Raw genomic sequence first — 18,134 nt, forward strand, 5'->3', positions numbered from 1 at the left:
AGACGACGATAAAACTGAATCAGTGAAATTAGAATTCGTTAAAATGATAAACCGTTTTTTAACTCACTATCTGTAGAATATTTTGGACTCCGATCTGAACGACAATATAGACGAGCAGGCCGTGGCATGGTTTATCCGTTTGCGCGCCGATAACGTAAATAACGAGGATAGGACATCTTTCGAGCATTGGCTTAATCTAGCGGCTGAGCACCGTGACGCCTTTAATGAAGTGTGCGCCATGTGGGGCGATACGGATCTGTTAAAAAGCCTAAGCATCAGCGCTAAAGTACATGGCATTGCCCCCAAGCACTCTAAAAAGCGTTATATCAATACCAGAATGCCATTGGCTCTTGCCGCGTGTTTGATACTGGCAGTGTCGCTTAGTAGTCAAATGCGGATTTTATTCAAAGCGGATTATTCGTCGGCCATAGGGGAACGTAAAACTGTTCTATTAGAGGATGGCTCCACGGCCATGCTTAACACAGACAGCGCGATCGCCGTCAATATGAAAGACGGCAAACGATCTGTTGAGTTATTTAAGGGGGAGGTTTTTTTTGATGTGAAGCCCGACCCCAGTCGCCCGTTTTTAGTCCATGCGGATCATTCAACGACGCGCGTATTGGGCACCCGCTTTTTTGTTAACCATCGAAAAGAGCGGGACGAGATCAAAGTGCTTTCCGGTCGCGTCGAAGTCTCTGACAATCAAATTTGGAAAGATCCTGTTGTGTTGGGCGAGGATGAAATGGTAGCCGTTTATGACACCAAGATCGGTCAACCTAAAAAATTGGATTCAAAACTGGCTACTTCTTGGATTAACGGATTTTTGGCTTACGAAAATGAAACCTTGGAGTCGGTTATTGATGCTATCAATCGGTATCATCCAGGAATGGTTTTCTTTAGAGATGATTCATTGCGGCAACTAAAAGTCAACGGTCGCCTAAGTATTAGAGACTCCCACGATATGCTAAAGGTATTGCAAAGAACCATGGATCTTAAAATGACTTATGTCACCGACTGGGTAGTTATTGTGGGTTAAGCCATTCTCTTTGTCTTCGCCACCTTATTTTTCAGCTGAGGGTGATGTGTTGACAGCGAAAACGCTAGGTCAATAGCGTACATCGGTATTCCCCCTTAGTCATTTTGTCGATGACCGTTTTAAGGCTTTAGGTAAGACTGGAATGGGAGACAAAATGCCCATTTTTTTCAAGTGATTGAATATGTGGGCTAAACATTCCTCAATGCTCATCTGATCGGTATCAACCACTATCTCCGGGTTTTCTGGTGGCTCGTAGGGGGATGAAATACCGGTGAAGTGCGCTATTTCACCGAGTCTTGCCTTTCGATAGAGCCCTTTGACGTCTCGTTGCTCACAAACAGTCAAATCACAGTTGCAGTAAATTTCTATAAAATCCCCTTCCGCCACGGTACATCGGGCCAGTTCTCTTTCTAATCTGAAAGGCGAAATGAACGCCGTTAGGGTGATATTTCCTGCTTCAAGCATTAACTTGGCCACCTCCGCAATCCGGCGGATATTTTCTCGTCTATCAGCATCTTCAAAGCCTAAATCTTTCGAAAGACCATGGCGGATGTTATCCCCATCCAATACAAACGTGCGGCAACTTCGCTGATGCAACCGAGCCTCTACAGCGTGCGCTAGGGTTGATTTCCCTGCTCCAGACAACCCCGTGAACCACAAAATGACCGACCGATGCCCGTTCAGGGCTTCCCTGTGTGATCGTGATATTTGAGAATGATGCCAGACAATGTTTTTGCCATATTCCATGCGCGTGAATCCAATCAATAGTGTTGTGAGTAATGATGTAAGCCGCTAAAGCTTTGCTTTATAACGAAGACGATTATTGCCCTTAAGTTACTCAGCATTGATTTCATAGGGTCGGTAGGCGGTATTTTCATGACTAAATCGTCTTCTCTTTAATATGGATTACAGCTTATTTAACAGATAAAGATTTTGGAGTTTTTATGAAGATCCGCCCAGTATGGGTGCTTGTTCATCGCTATACCGGTTTAGCGATGACCATTTTCTTAGTCGTTGTAGGATTGACCGGTAGTTTGCTGGCGTTTTACAAAGAGCTGGATGGCGCTTTCAACCCCCATTTGTATGTTTCAGCTACCGGTCGCACGCCTCTCCCATTTGACGCCCTCATCGACAACGCTAATGAATACATTGAGCCACAGGCTAGCGTGCAATCATTATGGATGAGTGCGTCTGCCGTACAATTTTCGGTATCACCGTTACAAAATGAGCTAACTGGTCAATCTTTCGATCTGAATTACGATCAACTGATTCTTGATCCTTACACTGGACTTGAATTGGGTCGGCGTCGTTGGGGGGCGATTTCTGAGGGTATGACCAATCTCCTGCCTTTTCTCTATAAGCTGCACTTCAACCTGGCATTGGATGAGGTCGGCATGTGGATTTTAGGCATCACCGCCTTGATCTGGACGATCGACTGTTTTGTTGGTTTTTACTTAACTTTACCGGCCAAAGTGTTTGTCGCTCCAAACAGTACGTCCACTGCCTCATCGTTTTGGCAACGCTGGGGGCGTGCTTGGCTGATCAAATGGCGTGGTTCGTCTGTTCGAATCAATTACGATTTGCACCGCGCTGGCGGACTGTGGCTATGGTTGGCTTTATTAGTATTTGCCTGGTCAAGCGTCTACATGAACTTGGGTGATACTGTTTATCAGAAGGTGATGCAATCAGTGAGTGATTATCACCAACCCTGGACTGAAATCGAAGATTTACCTGAACCCTTAGTTCATCCTGCGATCGATTTACGCGAGGCCTATCGCTTGGGTAATCAAGCCCTAAGCCGCGCCGCTGCGGAACACGGTTTCCAAATCGAAGTGCCTGTGGCCCTTTGGCTCAATCCTGCCAAAGGGTTCTACGTCTATTGCGTACGCAGCAGCCTTGATATTCAGGATCATGAAGGTCAAACGCGCGTGGTGATCGATGCGAATAGCGGACAACAAAAAATGTTGCTGCTCCCTTCCGGCCAATATAACGGCAATACCATCACGTCCTGGCTAATGGCTTTGCATATGGCTAACGTTTTTGGCCTACCGTATAGACTGTTTGTTTGTTTCTTGGGCTTGGTGATTGTGATGTTATCGGTGACAGGCGTCGTCATCTGGTCAAAGAAGCGCCGTTAATGTTGATACCACGATTACCCACACAAAAATCGAGCCCTCAGTCTTGGGTGTCAATCATCGACTACGAACAGTGCACTGCGAAAAAAAGCCACGCATCGTGGTTAGCGATGTTTTCCCTGTTGGTGTTTTTTGTGCTGCCTGCTTGCGATTCGATTCCAGAGCGCGACCCGAATACGTTGGATATTGCTTTGCCAACGCAATGGCAAAGTCCGGCACTGCCCAGGGACCAATCAGTTACCGATTGGCTGACCACCTTCAACGACCACACACTAACCTCTTTGATAGAGGATGGTTTAAGCCATAATTTTGATTTGCAAGCCGCCGCCGCGCGGGTCGATGCCGCCAAAGAACAAGCCGTGATTGCCGGCGCTGGACGTTTGCCGCAACTGTATTTCACACCGGGCTATCAACGTGGCAAAGATGCTTTGAGCAGCGAGTCCGGCCAGTTTTTGGCTTTGTTCAATTTAAGTTGGGAGCTGGATGTATGGGGCCGTATCAAAGCGTCCCAACAAGCCGTGCTGGAAGAAGCAGTGGCGGTGAGCGAAGACTATCATGCCGCGCGTTTGTCGTTAGCGGCAGGGCTTGCTCAGGTGTACTTTCAATGGCTAGAGGCTCGATTGCAGGCTCAAGTGGCGGCGCAGTCTGTCAAAGACCGTAGCGTGATTGTCGAACTGGTCCGCGGTCGGTTCAATAAAGGCCTGACCCGTGGCCTGGATTTGCGGCTGGCGTTGACTGACTTGGCGAATGCAGAAGCACAATCGGCGCAGATGTACAATGAGGTACAGTTGCTGCATAAGCAGTTGCAGACCTTGGTGGGGCGTTATCCGGTTGAAGCATCTACCTCGGCGTCCGGCGCGGAGGCAATGGCTTCATCCTTGGCTCGGGACTTACCGCAACCACCCGTCTCGTTAACGGCAGGTTTGCCATCCGACCTGCTCAACCGCCGCCCGGATGTTATTTCTGCTTTTAAACGCTTACAAGCTGCTGATCAACGCTTGGCCAGCAGCGAAAAAGCTTTGCTGCCGCGCGTCACTTTAACTGCCATCGGTGGCACCAGCAGCCCAGCCCTGACCGAAATCATCGACCCCCGTGCTGCCGCATGGAACTTGGCCGCTGGCTTGTCACAACCCTTGTTCACCGGGGACCGTTTACAAGCCGATATTCGTTTGAAGCAAGCCAACGTCGAAGACGCCTATAACCAATATCAAAGCGTAGCCCTAAACGCCTTCCGCGAAGTCGAGCAAGCTTTGGCCGCCGAAAGCAGGTTACGTGAACAGGAACAAGCCTTGCGCGAAGCCGTTTCGCAAACCGAAGCCAGCCGTAAACTGGCGGTGTATTCCTACCGGCAGGGTTTGATCGAAATTTTGACTTTGTTGGATAGCTATCGAAGCACACTCAATGCGCAAAGTGCGCATCTGGCGGTGCAGCGGCAATTGCTAACCAACCGGATTAGTTTATATCTGGCGTTGGGGGGCAGCGTATGAACAAAAATGTAGGTTGGGGTGAGGTAACGAACCCCAACATGTCGGCTTTCATACGACCGACACACACTCATTTTCGTGACCGACAACACGTTCGTATTGCAAAGGTTGTCGTGTTGGGGTTCCTATCGTCTCGGCAATTGCTCCCGGCATGGCCCTACCTCCTGCATCCATGCAGTCTACCCCAACCTACGCTGGGTGATAAGGTATGAAGCAAGCCCATCGTGCCTTGAAAGTGATATTACCCGTCGCCGTGTTGCTGACAACTGCCGTTGCCAGTTGGGCGGTATTTGCCTTGCGTCCCAAGACTGAATCTCAAGCGACTGTTGCGACCATTCCCGAAGTCAGCGTAATGCGCGTTGAGCCGCAAACCCTGCGCCTGAATGTGGTGTCGCAAGGCGTCGTCACGCCGCGCGAGGAAATCGATCTGGTCAGCGAAGTGGCGGGCAAAGTGGTGCAGATGCATCCGGCCTTGGTCGCGGGTGGCTTCTTCAAAGCCGGTGAGTTACTGCTGACCATCGATCCTCGCGATTACGACTACGCCATTACCGCAGCCCAAGCCCGCGTTGCCGAAGCTAAGCGGGTGTTGATCGCCGAACAGGCACAAGTGGAACAAGCCCACAGTGAATGGCAGGCCCTGGGCGAAGGCGACGCCAGCGAACTGGCCTTGCGTAAACCGCAATTGGCCGAAGCCCACGCCAAACTGCTAGCTGCGCAAGCCGATCTAGCGAAAGCCCAACTCAATCGCAGCCGCTGCGAGCTACGCGCACCGTTTGCCGGTCGCATTCTGACTAAACAGGCTGGCGTTGGCCAGTTTTTAGCATCGGGGGCGGTAGTGGCGCGGATTTACGCCAGCGACGCGGCCGAAGTACGTTTACCGATCAGCAGCGATCAACTGGCGTTTTTGAATTTGCCATTCGCCTTGCCGCATAGTGATGCCAGTCTATGGCCTAAGGTGACCTTGACTGCCGAACTGGGTGGCAGCCAGCGCCAGTGGTTAGGCCAGATTGTCCGCAGCGAAGCGGCCGTGTCCGAAGACAGTGGCCAGTGGTACCTAGTTGCGCAGGTCAACCAACCTTTTCAAGCCATCGCCGATCGACCGCCGTTGGTAAAAGGCCTGTTTGTACATGCCGAGATTGAAGGCGCGGAACGGGCCGGTGTTTATCGCTTGCCGCGCAACGCCATTAGTCCGACTCAGACCGTCAAACTGGTCAATATCGAGCAAAAGCTGGAGATTCGCCCTGTTGAGATTGTCCGCAGCGAAACAAATGCGGTGGTGATTCAAGCCGGTTTAAATCCGGGTGATCGGGTGATTGTTTCTGAATTGCCGATCGCCATTGCCGGCACAACGCTCAAGGTGCTGAATGACTAAACGCCTGCGCTCCGGAAATTTACTGGCTTGGTTTGCCGCCAATCCTGTGGCAGCGAACTTGCTGATGCTATTGATCATGAGCGGCGGCTTGTTGGGCATTGCCGATGTGGATAAGGAAGTGTTTCCGCGCTTTAGTCCGCATCAGATTGTGGTCAACACCCAATACCCTGGCGCCGGTACCGCAGAAGTTGAAGAATCGGTATGTGTGCCGATTGAAGAAGCGATTCACGACATCCCCGGTGTCAAGCATTTGCACAGCGAGATACGCGGCGATTACTGCAAGATTGACGTCGAGATATTGCCCGAGGTATCCCGCGAACAAGTCATGGCCAGTGTGCAAAGTAAGGTGCAAGCCATCCCCAAATTACCCAAGCAACTGGAAAAAATTCAGGTGCTGCCCGCCAATCGCACTGAGGACGACGGGGTGATTTGGGTGGCTTTGCACGGCAACACCGACGCCTTCACCCTGCAAAGCTTCGGTGAGCACATTCAGCAGCAGTTGGCGGCAATTCCCGGCGTCAGCAAAGCCCGCAATTATGGGGAAATGGCTTATGAGCTGGCGATTGAAATCTCACCTGACAAACTGCGCCAATACCAGATGACCCTGGATGAAGTCGCGCAAGCGGTGCGCAAGGCTTCAGTGGATTTACCCGGCGGTTTGATCAAGAACCCCGATGGCGAGTTGCTGTTACGGGTCAATCAACGGGCTAAAGATGCCGATGCGGTCGGTGCGTTAATCATCAAAACTTTACCGGACGGTAATCGCGTCCGGCTCAACCAAATCGCCACCATTAAGGACGGCTTGGAAGAACGCTTGTCCGAGTGGCATCACAACGGCGAAATCGCCCAAGGTTGGGAAGTGCATACCACCCAGGATAGCGTGGCCGTGGCTCGGCAAGTGAAAGCAACCGTTGCACGGCTTCGCCAACAACTCCCCGCCGGTCTGCGACTGATTACCTGGTGGGATGATTCACAAGCCTACGATGAACGCATCGACACCCTACTGGAAGACGGTTTGAGTGGCTTCTTGCTGGTGTGCCTGGTGTTGTCTCTGTTCTTGCGGGTACGGGTGGCGCTGTGGGCGGGTGTGGGGATTTTTACCTCAGTGTTGGGGGCGTTCTGGTTAATGCCGGCATTGGATGTGTCGCTGAATATGCTGTCCCTGTTCGGCTTTCTGCTGGCGATGGGCATTCTGGTGGATGACGCCATCATCATTGGTGAAAGCGTCCATCAACGTCAATGCCAAAATCCGGATCCAGGAAAAAAGCCACTTTCCCCTCTGCAAGCCACCATCCAAGGCGTACAAGACGTTGCCTTACCGGTGATTCTGTCGGTATTGATCGTGCTGGTCGCGTTTCTGCCCGGCTTGTTCCTGCCCGGCTGGGGTGGACAAATGATGAAGCCGATTTGTCTGGTGATGATTTTGACTTTGGTGTTTTCGCTGGTCGAGGCCTTACTGATTCTGCCGTCGCATCTGGTCAGCGATGTGGAATCAACGGTCAATCCCAATCGCTTGCAACGCATCCGCCAACAAATGAACGACCGGCTGGATCGATTTGTCGAGCAGGTCTATCGCCCATTCCTCGAAACCGCGATTGCTTGGCGCTATTTAACGGCGTCTTTGTTTTTGGGACTGATCATGTTTTGTGCGGCGCTGGTGGCTAGCGACACAGTAAGGCAATCGATCAATCCCGATGTCACCAAAGACAGCTTTTGGGTATCGATGCAGTTGCCGCAAAGTGCGCCGTATAGCGAAGCCAAAGCCTTAGCGACCAAAGTGGAACAGGCCTTATTCAGTTTGAGGGATGAGTTGGATGGTCTGCAGCAGAACGACCTACCAACAAGTCCCACAGTGAATGCCGCTCACACCGATGAAAGCAGTGTTATCGTTGGCGTCGAAACCCTCATCTGGGAACACGGTGCCGGTATTTGGCTGGAGTTCTCGCCGGTAGGCCGGCAACGCATCAAAGTCGAAGACTTTATCCACCAATGGCGTGAGCGCATCGGCGACATTGGCCGGGGTAAGGTGGATTTTATCTACAAAGAAGGCGATGTGCCGTATGACATCGAATTGCTGCTAGGTGTCACCGATTCTGAGCTGCTGCCCACTGCCGCCGCACACCTCAAACAACAATTGCAAGCGCTACCCGGCGTTTACGATGTGGTCGATTCCAGCGAACCCGGCAAACCGGAAATTAAACTCAGCCTCAAACCCAATGCCGAACGCTTGGGGCTGCGCCTGGAACAACTGGCCGAGCAAGTCCATCACGGCTATTACGGCGATGAAGTGCATCGGTTTTTGCGTGGCCGCAGCGAAGTCAAAGTCATGGTGCGTTATCCATTGGATCAACGACAATCGTTGGATACCCTGAAACAGCAACCCATCCGCTTGCCGAATGGGTCGACTGCGCCACTGGGTGAATTAGCGGATATTCAACTGGCGCCGGGTTATTCTCGTTTGGTGCGGGAGGATCGGCAACGGGTGCTTAAAGTTCAAGCCCGTGTAAATCCGGCGTTGGCCGATGCCAATGCCTTGTATGTGCAACTGGAAACAAACCAGATACCGGCTTTGCAGCAAGCCTTGCCCGGCCTGACCGTCCAAATTGGTCAACAACGTCAGGAACAGGAAGCCATGCTGGCAGCCTTTGCCAAAAACACCTTGATTGCCTTGCTGGTGATTTATGCGCTCATCGCCGTGCCTTTTAAATCGTATTCAAAACCCTTGATCTTTTTGTTGGCTGCGCCGGTGGCGTGGTGCGGGGCGGTGTTGGCACATTGGGCGTTTAGCTTGCCGCTATCGATGGAATCCTTGGTCGGCATGATCGCTGCCAGCGGTGTGGTAGTCAACGACAGCCTGGTGCTGCTGGATTACATCCGCCAGCATGGCGAGGACGACCAACCGCTTGAACACCTGATCATCGATGCGTGTCGTTCGCGATTTCGGGCCATTTTGCTGGCATTTCTGACAAACTTTGCCGGCTTCCTACCCACCTTACTGGAAACCAGCCCACAAGCACAGTTCCTGATTCCGATGACCTTGTCGCTGTCAGCCGGTTTGCTGATCGGCATGACGGCCAGTCTGATTTTGACGCCGGTCTGTTACGCGATTATAGCCCGCCGCGATCCCAAGCAACATGCCAGGAATATCACTGATTCCAGTCCGTCGCTTGCTCAGCCAGCGGAGTGCCATGCCCAATACCCTAAAAAGTACTAAGGAAGGAGACGTTGCATGTTAAGTAAATCCCGCAAGAAATCCAGACTCGATCCATCGACGGTGGTACCGGCTGACAAAGCCGCCGATGTGTTTCCGTCCGTGCGTTATTTCCAGATTCATTTTGAGTTTCTGCAAGAGCAGCTCCAGTTGATCTTGCGTAACCAGGAATCCTTGCAACAACAGATGCAGCAACTAGAAAGTCAGCTGTCTCGATCGGCTCAAGATACTCGTCTGAATAATAAAACCTTGAGTCCGATTGATCGCCTCACCGCCAATCGTAACGCTACCAAGGACTCTGACACACCCAACCTTAATTTAACAGGAGGACGGTGACGTTGGCACTGTGGCATTCGATCACGCAAACGGCGGGGCTGTCTACAACCCAGCGTTCGTTTATCCAACCAGCACAAGGCTTACCGGACCCGCAGCCGCTTTTGGTGTCGGCACCGATACCCGACAACCGCTATCGGCGTTCGGCGGCCGTGACCTCAGCCGTGCTGGTTGCGGCCTTACTGCACGCCGGTTTGCTGTTCTGGTATGTCAGCCGTCCGGCACCGCTGCCGTTTACCGCTGCTGCACCCTTGCCGATGATTTCCATGGAACTGTCGGCACCACCGTCGCCAGTCGTCAATCAACCGATTGCGCCGCCGCAACCACCGAAACCCATAACTCCGCCCAAGCTGGATAAGCCCAAGGTCAAACCCAAGCCGAAGCCAAAACCGTCGGAACGAGTGGTCAAGCAGGTTGAAGAGCGCAAATCCGTGGAACCAGAACCGCTTGCACCGGCGATGCCCGCTGCGGCTGCGCCACAAACCCTGAACCACAACGCCTTGGCGGCACAGCTTAACGACACCTATATGCCGGCGGATAGCAATGCCGCGTATTTGAACAACCCTAAACCTGAATACCCGATGACCGCACGACAACGGCATTGGCAAGGCACGGTGTTGCTGCGGGTCTATGTCGGCGCAGATGGCAAAGCCCTGCAAGTCAACATTCAGCGTTCCAGCAATCACGACACGCTGGATGAGTCCGCATTGGACGCGGTGAAGCAATGGCGCTTTGTACCCGCCAAGCGTGGCGATACGCCGGAACCCTGCTGGGTAACCGTGCCGATTACCTTTGAACTGGATTGAACACCTCGCCCAAGAGGGTTTGCAGCCTGCCTCGCCTACCTGAGGCAGATAACACGGACGTTGATAGACCTGGATTAAGGATGATCCAGGCGCCGCACGGATGTTTGGCCAAGCCAAGATTTTAAAAAATAAAACAATAACGAGAACTTTATGGACCACATTTTTAGCTTTTCCGAAACCGCCATCGTCGACGGCACCCTGTGTATGCTGGGCTGCTTTTCCCTGGTCACCTGGAGCGTGATTTTGCTTAAGGCCGGTGAAATTGCCTGGCACCGTTACCGTAACCATAAGTTGTTGCAACGTTTGAGTGGTGCCGCATCCCTGGAAACCTTGGATGCGATCGACAACCACCCGGAAAACCCTTTGGCGGTTCAAGCCGGACGAGTGCTAAGTGTTGGCCGCCAAACCTACGCCCGCGCCCAAAGCCTGCCACATGACCACCAAACCCAGCACGCGGCGTGGCACGAACTCATCGAACGCGCCTTGCGTCAGCAACTGCAAAAAGAAAAAGCCTTACTGGATTCTGGCCTGGGCTGGTTAGCCAGCATTGGCAGTACGTCGCCGTTTATCGGTTTGTTCGGCACTGTCTGGGGCATCATGCACGCCCTGAAAGACATCGGTGCGCAAGGCACGGCCAGTCTGGAAGTGGTGGCCGGTCCGATTGGTGAAGCTCTGATTGCCACCGCGTTGGGCATTGCCGTTGCGATTCCGGCAGTAATTGCCTACAACTTCTTCCTGCGCCAAAACCGCCAAGTCCTAGCCAGCCTGGAACACATTGCTACCGACTTCTTGCGCAGCTGTATCGAAAACGACTTAAGCCAACCCGCATCACAACCTCAGGAGATCTGATCATGGCCATGCAATTTCCCAGCGAAGACGAAGGCGGCGAAATGAGTGACATCAACGTCACACCGTTAGTGGATGTGATGTTGGTGCTGCTGGTGGTGTTTATCGTCACCGCGCCGTTACTGACGCAAGTTGTCAAAGTCAAACTACCCAAAACCGAACAGACCGAGCCCACGCCGGACAAACACGTGGCAATTCTTGCCGTCACCGCCAGCGGTGAAGCCCTGCTGGACGACAAGACCGTGCCATTAACCAGTTTGGAAGCCGAACTGAAAACCCTGCAAGAACGCGATCCCGACATCAGCGTGCAACTACAAGCCGACAAAGCTGCGGTGTTCGAATCGGTGGCCAAGGTAATGGCTAGTGCGCAACGTTCGGGAGTCAGTAAGTTGTCGTTTGTGACAATAGAGTAATAGCAGTGGTATTTATTCAGAGTAACTTAAATAAGAGTGACTATTCATGTCGGCTTTTAATGCTGCTAGACGCTGAATAGTAATCGACCATTTTAGTCTAAATTCTTTTCTGTGTATTGGCGAGCAACACGTTGACGGCATAGGCCACAATAAAAACGCCCACTGGCACGGCTTGCGGCGGAATCGGAAATGGCAGGGTCAAACTGACCAGTAGCAGATACAGCGCACCTAGAATCAAGTAGAGGCTGTAGCGATGCGCCATGGGGCTGGGGTAATCGAAATTGGTCTGGCTGATCTTGTGCCGCACCAGTCCGTCGACGACAAACGGCAGCAAGGAAGCCGCCAGGTACGGTAACCAATTGCAGGCTGTAGTCAGGCGCTTGGTCATTTGAAAGATCGTGTCCCACAGCACGTTGAGCCGGCTTTCGATAAAGGGAAACAAATCATGGCGTCCCACATCCTCGAAACCTTTGGACATCTGCCGTTCGCGCTCGGTCGGGATGAAATAGCGAAACACGCTTTCTCGGATGCCGGTAGTGACGAACAAGCGATCAAACCAGCGTTGCGCGGTGTGGCTGATTTGAGATTCTTTATAGGCGCCAAAATAGCCGATCATCATCTGGTCTTCGGCGCGCTGAAGTTCACGCGTCCAGCGGTCGGAAACAAAACTGGCCACCAGGATCACTTCCAGTAACCAAAGCATCAGACTGAACAACAGATTGCGGGTCATGAGCGGGCGCCTTGGCAATCTTGTGCTGATCGCAGAATCGGCAAGCGGCCTTTGACAATCCGGCCGCCGGATAACTTGGCGATGTAATGCAGATCGGGGAGTTGCCCCAACAACTGCGGCGCAAACAAATCACCTTCTTCTTCCATCAGACGTTCGCCGACATTGCCGGAAAACACCGTGGGGTTGGTCGCACTGGTGGCCACGCCTTGGGTGCGCATGATGTATTTCAATCGCGTCTTCGGCAGATTGTCGGTGATGTACTGCTGAGTCTCGCTGTCCATGATCCTGAGCGCGATCAGGTTATTGACGTTACCCAGCACTTGCCGCGCTTTATCCTGGGAACCGGTGCGAGCGGCAAAATCGGCAAAGGTCTGGGTAGCGATGAACAAGCGAATCTTGGCGCCGCGGCCTTTGTTCAAGACCTGTATGAAGGGATCGTTAATGACCTCCGCCGCCTCGTCGACAAACACATTCACCGGTCTATCCGAGACGCCGTAGTTGTAACGGTCGCCGGCGACGGCCGCCAAGTCGGCCAACAGAATCGAGCCAATCGCACTGCCCACCATGCCATCCGATAACGAGTCCAGGCCGATGTAGGCGACCTGGGCCTTTTCGATGATGTGGCCGGTGTTGGTGATCGGCCTAAGATCGTCAATATCATGAGGGTTAGGGGAGAGCAGGGGACCTAAAGAACCCGAGGTCAGCATGTTCATGATTGGAATCAAGGACGCCACCATCTTGCTGAAGTGTGCTCGGTCGTGTTCGAATAAGGACAACAGGCCTTCCAAATCCAAGTTCGGCAGTTGATACTGCACGACCTCCCGGTAAAATCGCACCAGACCCACCGCTTTCGAATCTATGTCCTTGGCATTTTTCAGGTAAGGCCGCGCCTCTTGCCGCCAATGGCCCAGATTGTTGTCGAAATAGCGTTCCAATGCTTGAATCACCAGCGTGGATGGTCCGCCTTCCAAGTAACGGCGAAGCTTAACCAGCGTTGGTCGTTCCTCGATCACCATCAAGCCCTGAATCACGTTGTCCAGCGATTTTTGGCCAAAGGCCTTGAACGGGTCGTTACTGCTTTCGCTGGGTGAAATGGCGCTGATGCGGCTGGCGATTTCCGAAGGCCGGTTGAAATTGTGCAAGGGGTCGAGTCGCACGCTGTCTTCCGGAAACGCCGGGTGGAAATAAACGAAACGATCCGGGCGCTTCGCCAAAGCGCAAGCCCGTTTGGCACAGGCCATCAGATCCTTGTCGCCTTTGGGGTCGATGATGATCACCGCTTCGCCGCGTAAAACCGCTTGAGTCACCAGTACGTCAAAGGCGCGGGTTTTGCCGGCGCCGGTGGTGCCGACCAGCAGCGTATGGCCGGCGGTATGCTGCAAAGGCTGACGAATGTCGTTTTCGGAGACTTCCAGGCCGTGTATCCAGGCCGAGCCCATGCGTTGATGATCGCTGGGAATCAGTGTAGAAACATCCCGTTTCAAAATCTCATACGCCAATTGCGCATGCTTTTGCACCCAATCGAATCCCCAGCCAAACCACAAGGCCTCGGGATGATGCTTCACCAGGGTTACAAGCTTTTCGGCATCCAGGTATTGGAACCGAAACTGACGCAACCGGCGTTTGCGGTACCAGAGACTCAATGCCGGCGACAATCGCCAACACGCCATGACTCCACATGCCGTCATCAGCCAATCGAAGGGTTCACTCGGCAAGCCCGACCAGCGACTGGTGAAATGCGCCAATCCGGCACCGCCTAGCCAGCCCGATATGGCATACACCTCGAATATTGGCCGCCAGGGAAACTGGTAGTCGTAATCGGATTTCATGGGTGTAATCGAACCTGGATGCCTTCTGTGGCACTCACCGAGCGGCAATCTGGATGGTTGGCAATATCCAGCATCAGGCGAGTGCGCTTGATCGTAGGATGTTGCGTTAGAAATTGTTCCAGCGCGGTATTGGATACTGTGTGCCAGTGACCGTCTGGCGATGATTCATCGGGCGGAATGTGTTGTTGCCGCACATGTGTTATCAGCAAGTCGATTGTTCCGGGTTTTGCCGGTGGGGTTGTTAGGGGAGCGCTTGCCTTATCAGGTTCGGAATTGACCGAACTGTCTGATGCCTTGCCGCTGATTGATTTTTGCTTGCCGGTCGCTTTTGATTTGGGCTGGACAGGCTTAGTCTCCAGAGGCGTCGCGTCTTGAGACTGAGAAGCCTTAAGTTGATCTCCGGTCTTGTCAGTATTGCTACTTGGAGATTGCGGAGATGACGCTGTAAGCGTGGCTTTGGCTTGGAAATTCAATAATGCCTTCAACGCCAAACTCGGTTCCAATGCCAGCAGGATGCCGCGGACCGATTGGATGGTTTGTACCTTACGCATCGGCGACAGGACGTCGGTCACCAGCCAACCATTGTCCTCCAGGATTTTGATGAACTGGGGCGGATCGACGGCGAGTTTTTCAGCCGTCGCCGGAAACGGCAGCAAGTATTTGTCCTGAACTTCCAGAATATCGCTGCCTAATTGCCATTGGCCTTGATTGAGCATGCTGGCGATGTCCATTAGCCATTGGCCGGCATCGCCGTGGTTTTCGAACCAGCACTTGGCGCTGTCGACCGGATTAGAAATGCTTTTCGTATCCGTCGTGGAGAGATCGGGTTTTGCCGCTGAATCAGATTTTTCTGTGATGGGCGTTTTGGCTGGCGTTTTGTTTTTCGGTTTTTTTGTCTGACACAACGAAGAGGCGTCATCGGTTGATTTGGATTGCGACAGTCCTTGATCGGGATCTGATGGCAAGGAATTCAAAATGCCTGGCGCCGATTCGAGGATCGGTAGCTCGAGTTCAGCGCTGGTTTCATGAGCAGGTTCTATTTGGGGTTCTTTTGGCTCAACTGGCTTCGGATTATCAGTGCGTTGGGATTGCTTCAGAGCCGCGACATTCTTGGCTTTTGCCGGTTTGCTGATTTGCCGTGCCTGATTCGTATCGGGGTCGGCTTTAACGATGGTCGCATCCGGTTCGTTGATTTCGCGCGCTACAACAACGAGCGGCGGCTCGCCGCTGAAAATGAGTTCCGCGGATTTCAGGCGCAACAGATACAGCGTATTTTCCAAGCCTTCAGGCTGCATCTGCCAATAACGGTATTGCCGGCCATCCGGCCAGGACTTAGGGATTGCCAAGCCGCGTTCGATCAGAATGTCCGCCAAGGTATCTTCGTCACGCGGAATGCCGGGCACTTTGTCCTTGGCCAGCAATGTGACGATGTCTTGCGCACCGGCACGCCAGACAATATGCAGGCCATCCTCAAAACGCCATAGCCGAGCGCCTTTTTCGTTGACGGTCCATTGTCCGGACTTGACCAATCGGCGCATGGCGTCGAACAGGTACTTTTCCACAGGCATGCCCAAGGCCGAGTCGATGTTTTGGTAGTGCGCTTTCAGATCCCGTTCCACGCTTTTGCAGTCGGCGGTTATCACCAGTGCGTAAACTTTGGAGCCGCGGTCCAAACCGTTAATGGTTTCCAGCATGGCCTGCATGATGTCGGGGCCGGACTCCAGAATGAATGTGCGCGCTTCGCGAGTCAGCACGCGCTCGATCACCAAGGCAGAAAACTGTTCATGGCGTTTATGGCGGTTGTCCCGCCAGCGCAGAAAGTATCGGGAGATCTCATTTCGTACAGCCCAGTCGGTGATGTTTTCATCGCAAGGGTTCCAGGTATGTTGCCCCTGTGTGTCGACCACGGCGATATCGGCAACCGGTTTGCCGATGTCATGCAATAGCCCGGCAAAACAGACCGCCAGACGCCAGCGTAATTCTTGTGCTTTTCGTTCCTTGGGTGATGCTGATGTGGCAAACAAACTGCCTTGAGAAGCCAAAGTGGCCCAATGGGCAACTTCCAATCCGTGCCGAAACAAGCCTCCGGCGCCGCGATGATGATGCGATTCGGAAGCCGGCAACAAGTGGCTGAAGGCGGCATAGCGGCGTATGACCGGCGCAGCTATGGTTTGATAAAGACTATCCGGCAGGGCCAGCGCCTGTTCGATAGCAGCAATCAATTCCGTTTGACCGGACAGGATGCGTTCCACAGGCGCAGCCGGCAGACCCTTCATGAACGGTGGGTAACGCGGCACGTCTTCATCCATCGTTGTCGCAACCGGAGCGACAAGCGCGGACTCGACGCCAAACAGACGTTGGCGGATGCGAGTAATGAGCGTCGAAGGCGTATTTTCCATAACGCCGCATCTTGCCGGGAATTTCTCAATCGTCGCTTGCAGCTGGCGACGAATTCGACGTCAGCTGCAAGCAGGCTTCGCAAAAGAGTGTTTAGTGTAACGAGCTCCCTTTAATTACCCCTGGAGCTCTCATGAAATCCAAATCGCTCGCAATCCATTGTCTTGTGTCCGCAGTGTGCGGCACGGCCTGTAATTCGCTGAATCGGCCCAATGCCGCCGAACACGTGAGCGAGACCGTCATCGAATCGATTGTGCCGGTTCAACCCGAACAACCCTGGCGCCTGGATAATGCCTGGCAGACAGGTGGATTGGGCGGTTCGGTATTACGGTCTGCATCAATTGAACACGTCGTCAGGCAAGTCGATCAGCCGCTTGGCGTTTACGTGGCAAGTGACGACTCATCGGATCGCGTTCTCGATGTCAGCGCGTCGCACATTCCCGATCGCCAGGATGACGATACACTGGTCATAGAACGTGCTTGGCGAAAATATTGCCATCATCAGCTCGATATGACATCGGAGGAGCAGGCGTTAGTCAAAACCATGCCAATTCCGCACAACGTAATGAGTCATGGTTGTCATCCAGGCAGCTTGAAGAAGTGAGGTGGCTGTCATGGACAGAAATACCACCAACCATTCGCTCGATAATCTCACCGAACGTTTTCAATCTCTGACGGAGCGGAAAAAGGCCAAATTGCGGGTCGTCGAACCCTTGACGTCTTTGCCCAATTGGCCGTCGGCGATACGCGGTACGCCCAATGCTTGCTTACGGAGCGCATTGTTCGCCGGCATCCAAGGCAAGGAGCGCATTGCCTACAAAAAACGCACTTTGCTGGCTGCGGTCGATGGGATCGAGGTTCGTTACCTCGGCATACAACTCAATCAATCGGACCTTGATGTCTGGATGCAGATCGTGCACTTGTCCCGGCAACAATTACCGGGATTTAGCGTGACCTTCAGCGCCCATGCCCTGTTGACGGCATTGGGTCGCGGTAGCGGCAAAAGCCAACATGAATGGTTGAAAGAATCGATGGCGCGCTTGGGCGGCGCCTTTGTCGAAATCACCTTTCACGGCCGGGATGCCTTCGGTGAAAAAGGCTTTTTGCGCTATTACCGTGACGAACTGACGCAGCGCTACGTGGTGGAATTAACCGAATCCATGCTGCGCCTGTTCGAGGAGGGCTACACCTACATTGAATTCGAACAGCGGCAGAAATTGCGCAAACAACCCTTGGCCTTATGGTTACACGGTTTCCTGTCGTCCCATGCCGCGCCGTTCCCGATGAAAATTATCACCATTCACCGACTGAGCGGTAGTGGCTCAAAAACCCTGCGCGATTTCAAATATCGGTTGGGTAAAGCGTTGGAGGCTTTGGTTAGCATTGATACTTTGGCTAGCTTTGAATTCGCTGACGATATGGTGAAGATCAAACGCCAACCGACGCCCAGTCAGCAACGTTTTTTGGAAGATAAACAACACTAAAAAAGCACGGCATTAGACCGACGCTATTTTGGGTCGGTCGAAGCCTCTCGATACGGCA

General features: G+C 53.0%; 15 protein-coding genes. 11 read left to right on the forward strand and 4 right to left on the reverse strand.

The window, feature by feature from the left end; all coding sequences use genetic code 11:
• The first annotated feature begins 82 nt into the window (after nt 1-82).
• Nucleotides 83-1,036 carry a FecR family protein gene (locus ACR64Q_RS09045; protein WP_313734379.1) on the forward strand — a complete coding sequence of 318 codons (954 nt, stop codon included), beginning with the start codon at nt 83-85 and terminating at the stop codon, nt 1,034-1,036.
• A gap of 99 nt (nt 1,037-1,135) precedes the next feature.
• Here the strand turns inward: ACR64Q_RS09045 and cysC are convergent, their stop codons facing one another.
• Complete coding sequence (gene cysC, locus ACR64Q_RS09050; protein ID WP_313734381.1) at nt 1,136-1,783, reverse strand: adenylyl-sulfate kinase; 648 nt, start codon at nt 1,781-1,783, stop codon at nt 1,136-1,138.
• A gap of 197 nt (nt 1,784-1,980) precedes the next feature.
• Between cysC and ACR64Q_RS09055 the strand changes: the two genes are divergently transcribed.
• The 8 genes from ACR64Q_RS09055 to ACR64Q_RS09090 all read left to right on the forward strand — a co-directional run bounded on the left by ACR64Q_RS09055 (nt 1,981) and on the right by ACR64Q_RS09090 (nt 11,636).
• Nucleotides 1,981-3,174: a PepSY-associated TM helix domain-containing protein gene (locus ACR64Q_RS09055; RefSeq protein WP_313734383.1), complete on the forward strand. Its 1,194-nt coding sequence runs from the start codon at nt 1,981-1,983 to the stop codon at nt 3,172-3,174.
• 107 nt (nt 3,175-3,281) lie between these two features.
• Nucleotides 3,282-4,658 (forward strand): efflux transporter outer membrane subunit, encoded by a 1,377-nt coding sequence (locus tag ACR64Q_RS09060; protein WP_409521212.1) that lies wholly within the window; start codon nt 3,282-3,284, stop codon nt 4,656-4,658.
• 205 nt (nt 4,659-4,863) lie between these two features.
• Nucleotides 4,864-6,027 (forward strand): efflux RND transporter periplasmic adaptor subunit, encoded by a 1,164-nt coding sequence (locus tag ACR64Q_RS09065; RefSeq protein ID WP_313734387.1) that lies wholly within the window; start codon nt 4,864-4,866, stop codon nt 6,025-6,027.
• On the forward strand, nt 6,020-9,241 hold the full coding sequence (locus ACR64Q_RS09070) for an efflux RND transporter permease subunit (protein WP_313734389.1): 3,222 nt from the start codon (nt 6,020-6,022) through the stop codon (nt 9,239-9,241). Before ACR64Q_RS09065 ends, ACR64Q_RS09070 begins: the two co-directional genes overlap by 8 nt.
• Nucleotides 9,242-9,256: 15 nt before the next feature.
• Nucleotides 9,257-9,574 (forward strand): hypothetical protein, encoded by a 318-nt coding sequence (locus ACR64Q_RS09075; RefSeq protein ID WP_313734391.1) that lies wholly within the window; start codon nt 9,257-9,259, stop codon nt 9,572-9,574.
• A complete protein-coding gene (locus tag ACR64Q_RS09080) occupies nt 9,571-10,377 on the forward strand; it encodes an energy transducer TonB (RefSeq protein WP_313734393.1) in 807 nt (268 codons plus the stop codon). Before ACR64Q_RS09075 ends, ACR64Q_RS09080 begins: the two co-directional genes overlap by 4 nt.
• Before the next feature lie 150 nt (nt 10,378-10,527).
• On the forward strand, nt 10,528-11,226 hold the full coding sequence (locus tag ACR64Q_RS09085) for a MotA/TolQ/ExbB proton channel family protein (protein WP_313734395.1): 699 nt from the start codon (nt 10,528-10,530) through the stop codon (nt 11,224-11,226).
• 2 nt (nt 11,227-11,228) lie between these two features.
• Nucleotides 11,229-11,636 (forward strand): ExbD/TolR family protein, encoded by a 408-nt coding sequence (locus ACR64Q_RS09090; RefSeq protein ID WP_313734397.1) that lies wholly within the window; start codon nt 11,229-11,231, stop codon nt 11,634-11,636.
• A 97-nt stretch (nt 11,637-11,733) separates the two neighbouring features.
• Here the strand turns inward: ACR64Q_RS09090 and ACR64Q_RS09095 are convergent, their stop codons facing one another.
• The 3 genes from ACR64Q_RS09095 to mobH are packed head-to-tail and all read right to left on the reverse strand — an operon-like array spanning nt 11,734 to nt 16,594.
• The gene (locus tag ACR64Q_RS09095; protein ID WP_313734399.1) at nt 11,734-12,366 is read right to left on the reverse strand and encodes an IncC plasmid conjugative DNA transfer DtrJ family protein; all 633 of its coding nucleotides are present in this window, start codon (nt 12,364-12,366) and stop codon (nt 11,734-11,736) included.
• Nucleotides 12,363-14,195: a conjugative transfer system coupling protein TraD gene (gene traD / locus ACR64Q_RS09100; protein WP_313734401.1), complete on the reverse strand. Its 1,833-nt coding sequence runs from the start codon at nt 14,193-14,195 to the stop codon at nt 12,363-12,365. Before traD ends, ACR64Q_RS09095 begins: the two co-directional genes overlap by 4 nt.
• Nucleotides 14,192-16,594, reverse strand: coding sequence for a MobH family relaxase (mobH, locus tag ACR64Q_RS09105; protein ID WP_483823311.1), 2,403 nt, complete (start codon nt 16,592-16,594; stop codon nt 14,192-14,194). The genes traD and mobH overlap by 4 nt, the downstream gene beginning before the upstream one ends.
• Before the next feature lie 131 nt (nt 16,595-16,725).
• Between mobH and ACR64Q_RS09110 the strand changes: the two genes are divergently transcribed.
• Both ACR64Q_RS09110 and trfA read left to right on the forward strand, forming a co-directional pair.
• Nucleotides 16,726-17,196: a hypothetical protein gene (locus tag ACR64Q_RS09110; protein WP_020481730.1), complete on the forward strand. Its 471-nt coding sequence runs from the start codon at nt 16,726-16,728 to the stop codon at nt 17,194-17,196.
• Nucleotides 17,197-17,206: 10 nt separating this feature from the next.
• On the forward strand, nt 17,207-18,076 hold the full coding sequence (gene trfA, locus ACR64Q_RS09115) for a plasmid replication initiator TrfA (protein WP_020481729.1): 870 nt from the start codon (nt 17,207-17,209) through the stop codon (nt 18,074-18,076).
• Nucleotides 18,077-18,134: the final 58 nt, after the last annotated feature.

Source organism: Methylomonas sp. 2F7, from assembly GCF_057126975.1.

Bases quoted from the DNA above. Each gene is read 5' to 3' on its own strand.
- cysC (WP_313734381.1), bottom strand. From the start codon at position 1,783: ATGGAATATGGCAAAAACATTGTCTGGCATCATTCTCAAATATCACGA.
- ACR64Q_RS09055 (WP_313734383.1), top strand. From the start codon at position 1,981: ATGAAGATCCGCCCAGTATGGGTGCTTGTTCATCGCTATACCGGTTTA.
- ACR64Q_RS09060 (WP_409521212.1), top strand. From the start codon at position 3,282: ATGTTTTCCCTGTTGGTGTTTTTTGTGCTGCCTGCTTGCGATTCGATT.
- ACR64Q_RS09065 (WP_313734387.1), top strand. From the start codon at position 4,864: ATGAAGCAAGCCCATCGTGCCTTGAAAGTGATATTACCCGTCGCCGTG.
- ACR64Q_RS09070 (WP_313734389.1), top strand. From the start codon at position 6,020: ATGACTAAACGCCTGCGCTCCGGAAATTTACTGGCTTGGTTTGCCGCC.
- ACR64Q_RS09075 (WP_313734391.1), top strand. From the start codon at position 9,257: ATGTTAAGTAAATCCCGCAAGAAATCCAGACTCGATCCATCGACGGTG.
- ACR64Q_RS09085 (WP_313734395.1), top strand. From the start codon at position 10,528: ATGGACCACATTTTTAGCTTTTCCGAAACCGCCATCGTCGACGGCACC.
- ACR64Q_RS09090 (WP_313734397.1), top strand. From the start codon at position 11,229: ATGGCCATGCAATTTCCCAGCGAAGACGAAGGCGGCGAAATGAGTGAC.
- ACR64Q_RS09095 (WP_313734399.1), bottom strand. From the start codon at position 12,366: ATGACCCGCAATCTGTTGTTCAGTCTGATGCTTTGGTTACTGGAAGTG.
- traD (WP_313734401.1), bottom strand. From the start codon at position 14,195: ATGAAATCCGATTACGACTACCAGTTTCCCTGGCGGCCAATATTCGAG.
- mobH (WP_483823311.1), bottom strand. From the start codon at position 16,594: ATGGAAAATACGCCTTCGACGCTCATTACTCGCATCCGCCAACGTCTG.
- ACR64Q_RS09110 (WP_020481730.1), top strand. From the start codon at position 16,726: ATGAAATCCAAATCGCTCGCAATCCATTGTCTTGTGTCCGCAGTGTGC.
- trfA (WP_020481729.1), top strand. From the start codon at position 17,207: ATGGACAGAAATACCACCAACCATTCGCTCGATAATCTCACCGAACGT.